The 12,923-nt window shown below is 62.3% G+C and carries 16 protein-coding genes and 1 tRNA gene; 9 read left to right on the forward strand and 8 right to left on the reverse strand.

Features of this window, described 5'->3' with window-relative positions:
* Positions 1-21 precede the first annotated feature (21 nt).
* Complete coding sequence (locus V9K97_RS17745) at positions 22-867, forward strand: hypothetical protein (RefSeq protein WP_337319651.1); 846 nt, start codon at positions 22-24, stop codon at positions 865-867.
* A 78-nt stretch (positions 868-945) separates the two neighbouring features.
* Here V9K97_RS17745 and V9K97_RS17750 read toward each other — a convergent pair whose 3' ends face one another.
* Positions 946-1,737, reverse strand: coding sequence for a hypothetical protein (locus tag V9K97_RS17750; RefSeq protein ID WP_337319653.1), 792 nt, complete (start codon positions 1,735-1,737; stop codon positions 946-948).
* A gap of 179 nt (positions 1,738-1,916) precedes the next feature.
* Between V9K97_RS17750 and V9K97_RS17755 the strand changes: the two genes are divergently transcribed.
* From V9K97_RS17755 to V9K97_RS17780, 6 genes are all read left to right on the forward strand, one after another.
* Positions 1,917-2,555 carry a hypothetical protein gene (locus tag V9K97_RS17755; RefSeq protein WP_337319655.1) on the forward strand — a complete coding sequence of 213 codons (639 nt, stop codon included), beginning with the start codon at positions 1,917-1,919 and terminating at the stop codon, positions 2,553-2,555.
* A gap of 740 nt (positions 2,556-3,295) precedes the next feature.
* Positions 3,296-3,514: a helix-turn-helix transcriptional regulator gene (locus V9K97_RS17760; protein ID WP_337319657.1), complete on the forward strand. Its 219-nt coding sequence runs from the start codon at positions 3,296-3,298 to the stop codon at positions 3,512-3,514.
* On the forward strand, positions 3,511-4,101 hold the full coding sequence (locus V9K97_RS17765) for a hypothetical protein (protein WP_337319659.1): 591 nt from the start codon (positions 3,511-3,513) through the stop codon (positions 4,099-4,101). The genes V9K97_RS17760 and V9K97_RS17765 overlap by 4 nt, the downstream gene beginning before the upstream one ends.
* Positions 4,098-5,252: an AAA family ATPase gene (locus V9K97_RS17770; RefSeq protein WP_337319662.1), complete on the forward strand. Its 1,155-nt coding sequence runs from the start codon at positions 4,098-4,100 to the stop codon at positions 5,250-5,252. Before V9K97_RS17765 ends, V9K97_RS17770 begins: the two co-directional genes overlap by 4 nt.
* A 167-nt stretch (positions 5,253-5,419) precedes the next feature.
* A complete protein-coding gene (locus tag V9K97_RS17775) occupies positions 5,420-5,725 on the forward strand; it encodes a hypothetical protein (protein WP_337319663.1) in 306 nt (101 codons plus the stop codon).
* Between the two features lie 229 nt (positions 5,726-5,954).
* Positions 5,955-6,398 carry a DUF4124 domain-containing protein gene (locus V9K97_RS17780; RefSeq protein ID WP_337319665.1) on the forward strand — a complete coding sequence of 148 codons (444 nt, stop codon included), beginning with the start codon at positions 5,955-5,957 and terminating at the stop codon, positions 6,396-6,398.
* Between the two features lie 193 nt (positions 6,399-6,591).
* On the opposite strand, the gene V9K97_RS17785 is transcribed toward V9K97_RS17780, so the two are convergent.
* Together V9K97_RS17785 and V9K97_RS17790 are read right to left on the reverse strand one after the other, a co-directional pair.
* Entirely contained in the window at positions 6,592-7,092 is a 501-nt protein-coding gene (locus V9K97_RS17785; RefSeq protein WP_337319667.1) for a DUF1643 domain-containing protein, read from the reverse strand.
* Between the two features lie 15 nt (positions 7,093-7,107).
* The gene (locus tag V9K97_RS17790) at positions 7,108-8,010 is read right to left on the reverse strand and encodes a lysozyme inhibitor LprI family protein (RefSeq protein ID WP_337319668.1); all 903 of its coding nucleotides are present in this window, start codon (positions 8,008-8,010) and stop codon (positions 7,108-7,110) included.
* A gap of 82 nt (positions 8,011-8,092) precedes the next feature.
* On the opposite strand from V9K97_RS17790, the gene V9K97_RS17795 reads away from it, so the two are divergent.
* Entirely contained in the window at positions 8,093-8,323 is a 231-nt protein-coding gene (locus V9K97_RS17795) for a helix-turn-helix domain-containing protein (protein ID WP_337319669.1), read from the forward strand.
* A 93-nt stretch (positions 8,324-8,416) separates the two neighbouring features.
* Positions 8,417-9,451, forward strand: a complete 1,035-nt coding sequence (locus tag V9K97_RS17800; RefSeq protein WP_337319670.1) for a ParA family protein — start codon at positions 8,417-8,419, stop codon at positions 9,449-9,451.
* A 50-nt stretch (positions 9,452-9,501) separates the two neighbouring features.
* On the opposite strand, the gene V9K97_RS17805 is transcribed toward V9K97_RS17800, so the two are convergent.
* From V9K97_RS17805 to rph, 5 genes are all read right to left on the reverse strand, one after another.
* Positions 9,502-9,804, reverse strand: coding sequence for a hypothetical protein (locus tag V9K97_RS17805; RefSeq protein WP_337319671.1), 303 nt, complete (start codon positions 9,802-9,804; stop codon positions 9,502-9,504).
* A 368-nt stretch (positions 9,805-10,172) separates the two neighbouring features.
* Positions 10,173-10,260 (reverse strand) — tRNA-Ser (locus V9K97_RS17810).
* Between the two features lie 32 nt (positions 10,261-10,292).
* Positions 10,293-11,552, reverse strand: coding sequence for a radical SAM family heme chaperone HemW (gene hemW / locus V9K97_RS17815; RefSeq protein ID WP_258502196.1), 1,260 nt, complete (start codon positions 11,550-11,552; stop codon positions 10,293-10,295).
* A 21-nt stretch (positions 11,553-11,573) separates the two neighbouring features.
* Entirely contained in the window at positions 11,574-12,173 is a 600-nt protein-coding gene (locus V9K97_RS17820; RefSeq protein WP_281151236.1) for a non-canonical purine NTP pyrophosphatase, read from the reverse strand.
* A gap of 12 nt (positions 12,174-12,185) precedes the next feature.
* Positions 12,186-12,917 (reverse strand): ribonuclease PH, encoded by a 732-nt coding sequence (rph, locus tag V9K97_RS17825; RefSeq protein ID WP_337319672.1) that lies wholly within the window; start codon positions 12,915-12,917, stop codon positions 12,186-12,188.
* Positions 12,918-12,923 lie beyond the last annotated feature (6 nt).

The raw sequence follows: 12,923 nt of genomic DNA on the forward strand, positions 1-12,923 counted from the left end.
ACATTGCAGCAAACGCTAACTATGGACTTCGAAGGCTTTATGTACCTCGACGTAGAAAACCCGCTCGTCGCGTGGAATGCCTACAGAGGGGTTTTGGTCAGTCAGAAGATCGTTCAGAAAAGCATCAATGACGCACTCGTTCCTGCGCTTTCAATGACAGCGGCAAGAATGTTCATGGATCGGGATTGGGGTCGTCTCGCGTTTGAGTACGAGTTAGAAGAAGTGCGGACACGCAATTTTCCAACGAAGGTCTCACGCCTGAACTGCCTCTTTGTCTTCGACGAGCCCGAAAGTGCTCTGGCCGCTGCCAGCGATGAGAACTGGGGCGGCCACATATGTACCGACAACCTCACGGATGTGGGTGTAAGTGCCTCGCCCAATTGCACGAGAGTTGATGCCAACTGGATTAGCTGGATGTTGCAGGCCCATCAAGGCGAAGCGGAATGGCGATCGGGCATTCAGCCTTATTGGACGGGCAACCCCTGTCCCCATTTTCGGCAGCCGACGTGGGAAGTGTTGCTCGACGGCGCCGTGACAATCTGGGGAACCGCCCTCCGGCAGCGTGCCTATGAAATCACCAGAGAACGGTCACCGTCCGCCGTCGCGCTGCTAGAACAATCTCGTCTTGCAGCAAGCTTCGGCTCAGATCTCGGTCATGTTAGCGCACTAGTAACTTCGGAAGCCGGGCGGTCGCTGATGTCTTTTTATATAGATATGCGAGACGCAGAGAACAAAGATTACACGGACCGTCTGCAGGCCTACATTGCGGCAAATCCAGCTTGCGTGAATTTTCGTGATCTTGCCGTTGGTGGCGACAAATTCGGTACACCAAACTTCATCCTCTACTCGTATTTGTTCGGAACCTGATGGGCCCCAGTCGCCTCGATCCCTTCCCTTAATCTCTTGCTCGACGGTACGACAGTCAAACTCGGCGTTGCCCCGGCATCAACCTAAGCCTTGGAGTCCTGCGTCGCCGTCCCTCGGGGCATCGGGTGATTCCTCCGGCAGTGCACGGACGATGCTCGGCACTGTTGCCAGATAGGCGTCCACAGCATGCCATGTAATCGTTAGCACCCGAGCTGAGTCCGCCCCTACGGGGAAGGTGTCTCCGTGCCGCAGCGGGTCGGCAGCCGCTTTGACTTCTCTCAACACCTCTTCGCTAACTCCGGAAATTTCTCGGAATCTCGCCCACTGCTCGGCCTTGCCGGCATCGGTCATACCGTGGACGGCAGCGCAGTGATGCCGAAGCGTCTCAATGGCGCGATAGCAGTAGAAGCCCGTATCGTCGGCGTTCTTCAATGCCGAAACGAGATCGGCAAGACACCGTTGGATGAACACCCCCTCTCGACCGAGAGTCTTGCCCCGAAGCTCAAGGATGGCAGTCTCAAGAACCGTAGCTCCGCGTGGACCCGAAATGCATGGAACATCGATGCCAAAGACATAGTCGATCTCACGCCGTTGGTTCATGACGCGAGTTACCGCGAAGTCATAGGCATAGCCCTTGAGGTACCCGACCAGCGAGAGCTGCGCCTGGATGATGGTCTTTACGACGTTCCGAAGATCGAAGATGTCCCAATCATGGGCACTGTCGATTCGCACCGAAATTTGATTCAGCACGATGCTCACCGTCGCCTCGGCGGCAACACCCGACACGAGATGGGAAAACCTCATCACAAATGTCGGGAGAGAAAACGTGGCTCGCTCCGGCAGAACCACCCCGGTGAACAAGTACGGCATCGGTCAACTCCGCTGGTCTACCTTACGACAAGGCGAAGCAATGGTACTTGGATACTTCGAGAAAGCTGCCGCGACCAAGGCGCGAACCGAGGGGCCCGACTCCGCTACGCTCGCGGGTAGTTCACCCATCCTATGCGACCATGGCAACCTTGTCCGGCACGATCCTAGCCCCAATAACGATGGCAGCCACGATGAGGACCCGAGTCAATTTTGGCGTTCCCCACCTCATCTCGGCCGCGCTGTTTTCTCGTCAAACGAAAGCCCTTGAGCAGTTCCACCATGGCGAGGTCTTCGGGCCATTCTGGAACGACATCCTGGCCAACGCTACAGCAACGGTCTTCACTTCAGTGGCGGGCCTCGAGTCGTATGCAAACGAACTGTTCGCCGACCGCGCCTCAGTGTTTCCCGGTATCCCCGACGAAACGCTGAGGGCCGAATGGCGCAAGGTGGAGCGCGGGGGCTTACTCGAGAAATTCAATCTCGCACTCCGCTCGCGGTCGGCCCCAGAGCTTTCGGAGCAAGATGCGGCTTGGTCAGACGTTGTAACCTTGATCCGCCTTCGGAATGCCTTGGTTCACTTCAAACCAGAATGGGCAGACGCGCAGGTCGTGCACGCGGACCTCTCCGCTAAGTTGGCGCAGCACTTCGCTCCCAGTCCGTTCACTCCAGCGGAACCGTTGTTCCCCATGGCATGGGCGAGCCACGCGTGCACGGCATGGGCGGTGCAAACTGTCTTGAAGTTCATTGTGCATTTTGAGGGGTGTGCGGGGCTCACAAATCGAATTGGGCCATTCCTATCTAGGCTGTCCGATTCCTGACAGACCGCACCCCGCCTAGCATGGCGGACGGGCCCGCCGCCATCTGGCGATGACCGACAAGGTGCCTCTGCGTGCCGGTTCGCTCGCCCCATCCGTTTACCCAACATCGCTTCCCCGATCTGCAGCAGCAGGGCTTCGGTGGCGAGAGGCGAGAGCAGCGCAGAAGTTTTGCCCGGCTGCGCAGCAACCGGCGCATTGCTTGGTGATGGGGTAAGGACTCGTCCTCGGCGGCCTAAGTCCGCGACTAACCCGGTGCCTGCGAGGTCTAGGTACGTGCTCGATTGCTGAGCGAGCACGCAGCATTTCGATCAGGGTGCTCGAAGTGAGCCGCCGTAGTGCGGCCAACGCGATCAGGGCGCACCGCGTTCCCACACTCAACGCATCGGTAGTCGGGATCGGTCTGCCGGACTCGCCGAGCCTCGTCTCGCAACATCACCGCCTGGTCAACATCGACGGCTGAGCCATTCAGGTTGCAAACAATCGTCATCGGCATCGGAGTCGACTCGCGGAGGAAGAATGCCCCGCATTCTGCACGAAGCGTATGGGCACGGGCCGCCTCCCACCAGAAGGCCGACTGGCTGTGACTTTCTAGGGAGTTTCCCTGGGTTTTCGCGAAATTTCGTGATTCTCAATGTGGGGATTTCCTTGCTGCTGCGTTAGTAAGACCGGCCTCAAAAGAACCTCGCAGGGGAAACCCAGACACATTCATCCTCAACCCCGGGCCGGTTGAAAGATGACCTATGAACAGCGAAAAGCGCGCCGCCCAAATGGCACAGGCGCAACCCAAGGGCTACATGCGCCAGTATGAGCTCCTGATGATCCTTCCCTTCAGCGCCGCAACCCTGTGGCGCAAGGTCCGTGCGGGAACCTTCGTGCAACCGGTGAAGTTCTCGGAACGCGTGACGGCGTGGAACCGGGCCAAGGTGCAAGAGTGGCTCGACGCGCAGGAGGCAGCATGAAGCGCGAGCAGAAGCAAACGTCGTTCCAGATCCTGCGCATGGGTCCTGGCCTCAGCGTGGGAGACATGCCCACGATGCCTCGCCGGGACGTCTCGCACATCGAGTTGGCCCGGTACGAGCGCGAACACGAAGATCCCTGCGCGCCTGATCCCTTCTTCGATGACATGGCTGAACATTGCGCCGAGATTGTGTACGTGCACAACCTCAAGCTCTCCAGCGTGCGCGGCTCTCCCGAACACAAAGAACTCCAGCGCCGCATGGGCCGTTCCGTGCACAAGATTGTTGGCGAGGCGACCTTCGACTTCTTCGACCAAAGCCGTGGCTCGCTTGGACCGCGGGGTTACATGCTCGAACCCGGCATTGCGCCGGGCATCGACGGCGAGGCAATCTGGGCCTGCTATTGGACTGTGCACGCCTTCAAGATGCTCGCGCAAGAAGCCGGCGACGACGCAATCGAGTTGGTCGGCCGGTATATCCAAGCGCTCTACGGCTGGTGGAGCCTGGTGCGTGAGCACGGGCTTGCGGAAGTTAACGCTGTGTTATGCGAATGCTCGCAGGTCGCCGCGAGCGCACGGGACGCTGCATGAACACGAACCACAACTTGTCCCCTGGACTCAACCTGCAGGCCGATGAGGGCAACGATGCGCCCGTACTCCTGATGGTCGAGCGCGACGACACCAATGTCGGCCCGACGGCACTACCCCTGCACCGCCCCCGCTTCGCGCCCTACACCACGACCGAGTTCGGCCTCTTTCCTGAGGCTGAATGCGCCATCGAGGGCGTGCTCCCGGCGCAGGGGATCGCGTGCGCCTTCGGCCCCGCAGGCGTCGGCAAGAGCGTGCTGATGGCGTCGATGATCCACTCGCTCGGCACCGGGCAGCCTTGGTTCGGTCGCGAGGTCACCCCCTGCGTCGTCTGGAGCGTCGTGCTGGAAGGCCACGCCGGCCAACGCAACCGGATGCTCGCCATCGAGAAGCACGTCGGCCAGCGCCTGCCCAAGACGACCAAGTTCGTCTTCAACGACCTGCGCCTGACCCAGCCGGAAGACGTGGCCGAACTGGCGGACCGGATCAGGAAGAACGGTGGCGCCGACGTGATCTTCATCGACACGCTGGCCTGCGCCATGGCCGGCGGTGACGAGAACTCGTCGCGCGACATGGGGCTGGCGATCGCGGGGGCGAAGGAACTCCAGCGCGCGACCGAGGGGCTGGTGGTGCTGGTCCATCACACCGGCAAGGACGCTTCGCGCGGCCTGCGCGGGCACTCCTCCCTGAACGCTGCCCTCGACGCCTGCATCGAGGTCAAGCGCCACGAGGACTACCGCTCCTGGAAGCTGGTGAAGTCGCGTGACAGCGAGGACGGGGTGCAGGGCGCCTTCCTGCTGGAGCCGGTGGAGGTACGGATCGACAGCAAGGGGCGCCCGGTGAACTCGATCGTGGTGGTGCCGACCGACCTGCCCGAAGAGCCCGAGCGCGCCAACGCGCCGGCCCACAAGAACCAGAGCATCGCGCTGACCTGCCTGCAGGCCCACTTCGAGATGCAGGAGGTCGCCGAGGACTCCGACATGGTCAGCATCGACCGTACCGTGGCCATCGAGGTGGTCAAGGAGGTCATGGACGCCGGCCCCCGCCACCGCAAGCAGCGCGCTGCCGAAGCCATCGACGGCTTGGTGAAAGGCGGCTTCTTGGTCGAGATCGGCGGGCAGCTCAGTCTGCCCGCCGACGCCGAGGACGACTGACCCCACCTCCCGCCCGGCCTGCACCCCCACGGCGCGGACCGGGAACGGGATTCGGGAATCGACCTGCACCGGTACCAGCGGCGCACCCCGGCTCCCCCTCCTGGTTCCGCCCTTGGGGGCGCTCCGGGCGGGATGTTCTACCTACCCACCGAACACATGGAACTGCAATGAACACCAATCACGAACACACCGAAGAACGCACGCGCAAGGAAGCGCGCTACGCCGTGGAACACCACCTCCCGGGTGGGCGCATCGAGGTCGCCAGTGCGCGCTCGCGCCGCAAGCTGCTGATCGAGCCCGGCTCTGCCGTCTCCCTGCAAGGTGCCCTCCTTCACCTCGTCGGGCTGCCTCGGGCCATGAACGCCACGATCAACCGGATGTTCTGCGGGCGCTGGGACCCGGCCACGCGCACTTGGACGGTCCCGAAGTCCAAGGGGGTTGCGCTGCGCGCCTACCTGGCCGAGCACTTCTGATCGCGCCATCCCGCCTCGGATGATCTGAACTGGGCGGCACGGGTGTCTCCAGCCCATTCCCGCCCGGTTCGCTCCCCTAGGACGTGGACCAGGAACGGGAGCCGGAAAGCACTCGACGCCATCCTCGGCAGCACCCCTCCCGCTTCCCGCTCCCGGTCCTCGCTCTGGCAGGCCGGTCTGGGCGGGAATCCAGTGAGGTACAACTCGGGCCAGCACAGAACCCACTGCCATGAACCTTCTGCTCTCGATTCCCCTCCTGCTGCTCGTCACCCACGCGTGGGCCGCTCCACCCGTCTACCGCTGCGAGAACGCCGGCAAGGTCAGCTACTCCGACTCGCCGTGCGTCGGCGCCAAGGTCATTGACGCGACGCCGAACGAAGGTGTCGACAAGATGTCGGGCAAGTCACGCAAGAGCACGGAGCTGCAGCGCACCGAGCTGAACCGCTCGATCGACGACGCACTGAAGCCACTGACCGGCAAGTCGCGCGAAGAGATGGACGTGTTGCGACGCAGGGTCAAGCTGCAGCCCCGCGAGCAGGGCGAGTGCCGCCAACTGGATAGTCACTTGCCTGAGCTGGAGTTAGCTACGCAGCGCTACACCGGCAACGCGAAGGCCCAAGCTGACGTGGCGCTGTACCAAGCACGCAAGCGGTACTTCGACCTCGGGTGCTGAGTGGCGGCAACGTCCCCCGGCACCTCGAAGCGCACTTACGCAAGGACGTGCGCGCAGGCGGCACGAGCCCGAGCTCTCGGAGGCTCTGCCGGCGCAAGCTGGAGTCGCCAAGTCGAATCGGAGCGCTGCGCCGTGACGACGCGTCGCGCGGGAACATGGGGTACCTCCCCCACCCTGCGCGTTCCCGGCCCGCTCAGGCGGTGATGTCAAATGGCTCCAGCGACCAGCGGTAGTCCAGCCGGCTCGCGTGGCGCGGGTGGCCGGTCGCCGTGAGCTCACCGAACCGCCGCCAACTGGGCGCGTACTTCGCGAGTCGCTCGTAGAGCTGGTCTCGCGACCGCAGGAAGAAGGCGTGGTAGACCACAGGCTGGCCCCACGCCGCCCAGATGACAGGCTCGGCCTGCTCAGCGACAACAGCCTCGATCTGATTGAGGTTAGCGTCGAAGGCGGCCTTGTCGATCTTGGCCGGCAGGGTGCGGTAGTCGGTGGCGCGAACCGGGCACAAATTCAGCATCAGGAAACCGTCAAACCCGGCGAGCTTCGCGACCTTCTCCACCCGCGTGACGGTGGGGTCAAGGCGCTCCTGCGTCGCCGTGCTCGGATTCAGACCGATGGTGAATAAGGGACGCCGGCCGCTCTTGCCGAGGGTGTAGCGCCACTGGTCGCCGTGGTCGCTGCTGTAGATGTCGTACATGGGCGCTCCGCTCGATCAGGACTTCGCTGCGAGCTGCTTCGTGCGCGCCTCGGTCAGTCGGGCCTTGCAGCCGGCGACCTCCAAGGCCATGGCGGAGCCGCCGGCGATGTCGCCCTTGCTGTCCGCGCTGATCTTGGCCTCGCTGCAGGCGGAGTCGCGGGTCTTGATCCACGCTCGCTGCTCATCGCGAAGGGCGTTCTTGCCAGCCTCCGTCGTCGCAGAACGGGCGTTCTGGTACGCCGCGTTAAGGGCCTTGTCTGCAGTCTGCAGGTCCGCCTCGGCGTCACCCCGCGGATCGGACGCGCTGGCGCTCGGCGGCGGTGGCTCCGCCGTGGTAACTGCAGGAGCCACCGGCTGCGCGACGACCGGGCTGCCTGAGCTGTCCTTACCGGCCTCCGCGAGCCTGGCTTGCTTCGCCTCGTTCATAAAGGCGACCCCCAGACCTGCGAGGCCCGCCGAGTAGGCGTCGGTGCCCCGCGCGGAGACGCGGAAGCCCTTACCGTCGTCGGTGGGCTGGACGGTGTACTTGACCGAGCCACGCAGTTCCTTGCCGCTGACCTTGAGATTCGGGTCGCGATCCATGGCGGCGCGCAGGGACATGCTGCCGGTGTCGATGTCCTGGGTGGCGGTGCCAACGAGGCTGGCCTCGCAGGTCGGGCGACCGCCCTTCTCGGCCGGCACGGTGGCGATCTCGCTGACGTCCAGGCTGAGTCGTGGCTTCACGAGGGCGATGATCTCCCTGCCGTCCTGGACGGACCACTTCCGCGCGATGGCTGCCTCGGCGCCCTCCCACACGAGTTGTTCGAGGGTCGTCTTCACCTCAGGGGCCGAGCAGCTGATCTCGCTGCCGGAGGAACAGGCGCTGAGCGCCAGAAGTACCGTGGTGGCGCCGCACCATGTCACACGTCGAACCATCATCCCAACTCCTTTCGATTAAGCAAGACTGTTGCCTTGACATCCTGAGTTGGGATATTCTAAAACGGGATGTACGTTCGCCCGCGTGTCACGCGGCCTGCAATCCCCACCGTACAAGAAGCTCCGCCGGCTTCTTGCACAGGCACGCACCGACTCGGGACTGACCCAGGCTCAGGTCGCTGATCGTATGAAGCGTCCTCAATCGTTCGTATCGAAGTACGAAAACGGGGAACGTCAGTTGGACGTGATCGAGTTCGTGGCAGTGTGCAAGGCGATAGGCGTGTCTGCCCCAGAGTTACTGACGCAACTTACCTAAAAGGGAACAAGAATGCCGAGCACTAAATGTTGAGTGAAATGTCCGCCTCCACTGGAACGACCAACTGCGACCATCACCAACAGTGAAAGAACAATGAATTCATACTCGTTCTGGAATAACAAGGGCGGCGTCGGCAAGAGCTTTCTATGCTTCATCGCAGCGTGCGAATATGCATACCGTCATCCCGACACTGACATCTACGTCATCGATCTGTGCCCGCAAGCAAACGTCTCCGAGACCCTGCTTGGTGGTCTTCGAACCAGCCCACGCCCCATGAGCAGGCTACTTGCAGACACGCCGCGGCGCACCATTGCAGGATACTTGGAAGAGCGACTCAGCTCTCCCTTCAGGATGATCGACGATATCGAAAGATTCGTGTCACAGCCCAGCAAGTTCAATGGTTATATTCCAAAGAACTTGTTCCTGATCTGTGGGGACAATCTCCTTGAGCTTCTGTCAGAGCCGATTCGCCAGGCGTCACAGCTAGCGCTGCCTAACGACGCCTGGGCGCGGACTCAAAATTGGATTCGCGATCTTTGCACTTCGCTCGAAGATCGATCCGCCCCTCGAAACGCAACTTTCGTCATCGACTGCAACCCTAGCTTCGCGATCTACACGCAGCAGGCGCTGGTCGCTTCCGACGCTCTCGTCATTCCATACACTGCCGACGATAGTTCACGCAGGGGAATCGAGAACGTCATCGCATTGTTGTATGGCGTGGCCGATGCCCGGATGTCGGGGTACGCAAAGCTGAGCTTCGCGCAGAAAGCGCGTGACGAGAATGTGAGCACACCGAAGGTCCACACTTTGGTTAGCAACAGGCAAACGCTCTACGACGGGAAGCCGAGCAAAGCCTTTGAAGCTCTGAGCAAGACCATCAAGTCGACAATTGACGGCATCCACAAGAAGAATCGATCCCTTTTCTCGTTTCCGACGAAGCTCCCAAGCGGCGAAGTAGTGAATATTCCTGACTATCACGGCGCCTCCATCGTCGCCGCAGCCAACGGAGTGCCAATACATCGCTTGAAGGCGGGCCCGCACGACGTTGCAGGCGATCGAGTGCAAATCAATCCTGAACCGCTTCATCGGTATACCCAGGCTCTGCGGACGTTTGTCGCGAGACTCTGATGACATCGAAGGCGCAGGCGGAGTTCTTGCGAGCTCGCGAGGCGGCACGCCTACTTATCAGCGCCGCGTCGGCGAAACCAAATAATCGCGTCACGATGGAGGCGCACCGCGCGACGTGCCTTCATGCTGCTCTCGCCATGCTTGTTGCGTCGTGGGAAGCGTACTTGGAGCGACTTGTCAAAGAGGCACAGGCGGCTCTTGTCGATCCGGCTCATGTTCGAGCCTCGGCAGTGCTGTCTTTGCTCACTTCGATAAGCAACGCCGAGATAGGCAGGTTCAATACGCCCAACGCCGAGAACTCGCGGCGGCTGCTGATGACTCATCTCGGCTATGACCCGATAAATGATTGGCATTGGCCGGGAGGCGGGTTAAGCGGCCCTCAGACTCGTGATCGGCTCGATGAAATTCTGAGAATCCGTCATAGCTTTGCACACGGTTTCTCTATCCCCACGAATATCCTGTGGGCGAGACATAGAAATGCGCCGGGTCGGCTGAGCATAGGGGCACTCAGATCGGTCGACCGATTTCTCTCACATATGGTGCGCACTACTGATAGCTGCACATATATCCACCTAACGACTGCGTTCGCGCTCGCAAATCCGTGGTAGGAATTCTCTTCGATTGGGCCACACCGTCTCACACAGTCGCACCGCCGGCGGATGGGTGAAAAGATGGGTAAGGATATCGAACCGGCCGAGCGTCGATGAGGGACATCGACAACTGGCGGAGAGTGTGAGATTCGAACTCACGGACGCTTTCACGTCGGCAGTTTTCAAGACTGCTGGTTTAAACCACTCACCCAACTCTCCGGAACCGTCGATTTTATGCTGACGCTGGCCCTTCAATCCTCGGGCAAGAAAAGCGTCTGAAGGTCGCTCAAAAAATCCAGCCCGCGTTCGGTGGGCCACACGCGGTGCAGATCGCGGGCGATGAGGCCCTTGCGCTCGGCTTCTTCCAGGCCTTTTTGAATGCTGGTCATGGCAAGGCCGGTGCGCTCGCTGAACTGGGGCAGCGTAAAGCCTTCTTTCAGGCGCAGCGCGTTGAGCATGAACTCGAACGGCAGGTCGGCCAGCGCAACCTCATCGCTTTGCGACACGGCCATGCCGGCACTGGCGTTTTGCATGTACAGGCGCGGCTCCCTGTAACGCACCTGGCGCACGATGCGGTGCGCAAAGCTCAGCTTGCTGTGGGCGCCGGCGCCAATGCCAAGGTAGTCGCCAAACTGCCAGTAGTTGAGGTTGTGCGCGCAGGTGTGGCCGCTGCGCGCATAGGCAGAAACCTCGTAGCGGGCCATGCCGCTGGCAGCGGTTCGCTCGGTAATGCGGTCGAGCATGGCGTAGGCCAGATCATCTTCAGGCAGTGCGGGCGGAAACTTGGCGAACCAGGTGTTGGGCTCAATGGTGAGGTGGTACACCGATATGTGCGGCGGCGCGAGGGCCAGCGCTTGGCTCAGGTCGGCGTCCAGGCCCTCGATGGTCTGGCCCGGCAGGGCGTACATCAGGTCGAGGTTGAAGGTGTCGAACGCGCTGGCGGCCTCTTCCACTGCGGCAATGGCCTGGGCGCGGTCGTGCACGCGGCCGAGGGCTTTCAGGTGCTCGTCGTTAAAGCTTTGCACGCCCACTGAAAGGCGGGTTACGCCGGCGCTGCGGTAGGCGCGAAAGCGGTTGCGCTCGAAGGTGCCGGGGTTGGCTTCAAGCGTTATTTCGCACTCGGGCGCGAGCTTGAGGCGGGCGCGCACATCGCCCAGCAGGCGGTCGATGGCCTGGGGCGAAAAGAGGCTGGGCGTTCCGCCGCCGATGAATATGGTGTGAACGGTGCGGCCCCAGATAAGGGGCAGCGCGGCGTCCAGGTCGGCAATGAGCGCATCGAGGTACGCCGCTTCAGGAATGCCTTCGGCCTCGGCCTCGCTGGTGGCGCGCCACTCGTGCGAGTTGAAGTCGCAGTAAGGGCACTTGCGCAGGCACCACGGCAAATGAATGTAGAGCGACAAGGGCGGCAGCGCGGCCAGTTGCAGCGGGCCGGGCCGCATCCAGTGCAGCACGTCGTTGGCCTGCGGGGCGCCCGCGGCCTGCGCCGGCTGAATGGGAAACACGGTGGCCATTGAATTCAGTCAGTCAGCCAGTCAGAACCAGCGTTCGCGCATCAGCGCGAGCATGGCCTTTGCCGCCTGGCCCCTGTGGCTGTTCGCGTTTTTTACCTCGGGCGGCAGTTGGGCAAAGGTTTTGCCAAAGCTGGGCAGGTACATGACGGGGTCGAACCCGAAGCCGTTGTCGCCAATGGGGGCCTGGGTAATTTCGCCGACCACGCGGCCTACGGCGATGAGCGGCTCGGGGTCGTCGTGGCCGCGCAGCGCAACCAGGGTGCTGACGAGCGCGGCGCGGCGGTTGGCCACGCCGTTCAGCTGCTCGAGCAGGGCCTTCACGTTGTTGGCATCGCCCTTGGCGTAGCCGAACTGAGTGGCATAAAACGCGGTGTCGACGCCGGGCAGGCCGCCGAATGCATCAACGCACAGGCCGGCGTCGTCTGCAATGGCGGGCAGGCCGGTGGCGGCGCTGGCATGGCGCGCCTTGGCCAAGGCGTTTTCTACAAAGGTGCGAAACGGCTCTTCGGCCTCGCCCACGCCCAGTGCCGATTGGGGCACGAGCGTGACCGACAGCTCTGCAAACAGCTGCTGAAGCTCGGCCAGCTTGCCGGCGTTGTTTGATGCCAAGACCAGTTGCATTGCCGCCATTGCTTATTTAGCGAGCAACGCCTGCTGCTGCATGACGATGAGTTCGCCAATGCCCTTTTCGGCCAGGCCGAGCAGGATGTTCATCTCGTCGCGCGAAAACGCCGCGCCTTCGGCGGTGCCCTGCACTTCGACAAAATGGCCGGCGCCGGTCATCACCACGTTCATGTCGGTGTCGCAGGCGGAGTCTTCGGTGTATTCCAGGTCGAGCAGCGGAGTGCCGCCGACGATGCCGACAGAAATGGCGGCCACGTGGCCCCGGATGGGCGTTGCGGGAATGGTGCCTGCGGCCAGCAGCTTGTTGACGGCGTCTTGCGCGGCAACAAAGGCGCCGGTAATGGCGGCAGTGCGGGTGCCGCCGTCGGCCTGCAGCACGTCGCAGTCGAGGTGAATGGTGCGCTCGCCCAGGGCGGCCAGGTCGAACACGGCGCGCATCGAGCGGCCGATAAGGCGCTGGATTTCTTGCGTGCGGCCGGTCTGCTTGCCCTTGGCGGCTTCGCGGCTGCTGCGGGTGTGGGTGGCGCGCGGCAGCATGCCGTATTCGGCGGTTACCCAGCCTTCGCCGCTGCCCTTTTTGTGCGGGGGCACGCGCTCTTCAACGGAGGCGGTGCACAGCACGCGGGTCTGGCCGAATTCGATGAGCACCGAGCCTTCAGCGTGAATGGTGAAACCGCGGGTCATGCGAACGGGGCGCAGCTGGTCGGCGGCACGGCCGCCGCTTCGTGTGAAAGCAGTCATTTTTTT

Source organism: Variovorax sp. CCNWLW186, from assembly GCF_037203865.1.
Lineage (GTDB): Bacteria > Pseudomonadota > Gammaproteobacteria > Burkholderiales > Burkholderiaceae_C > Variovorax.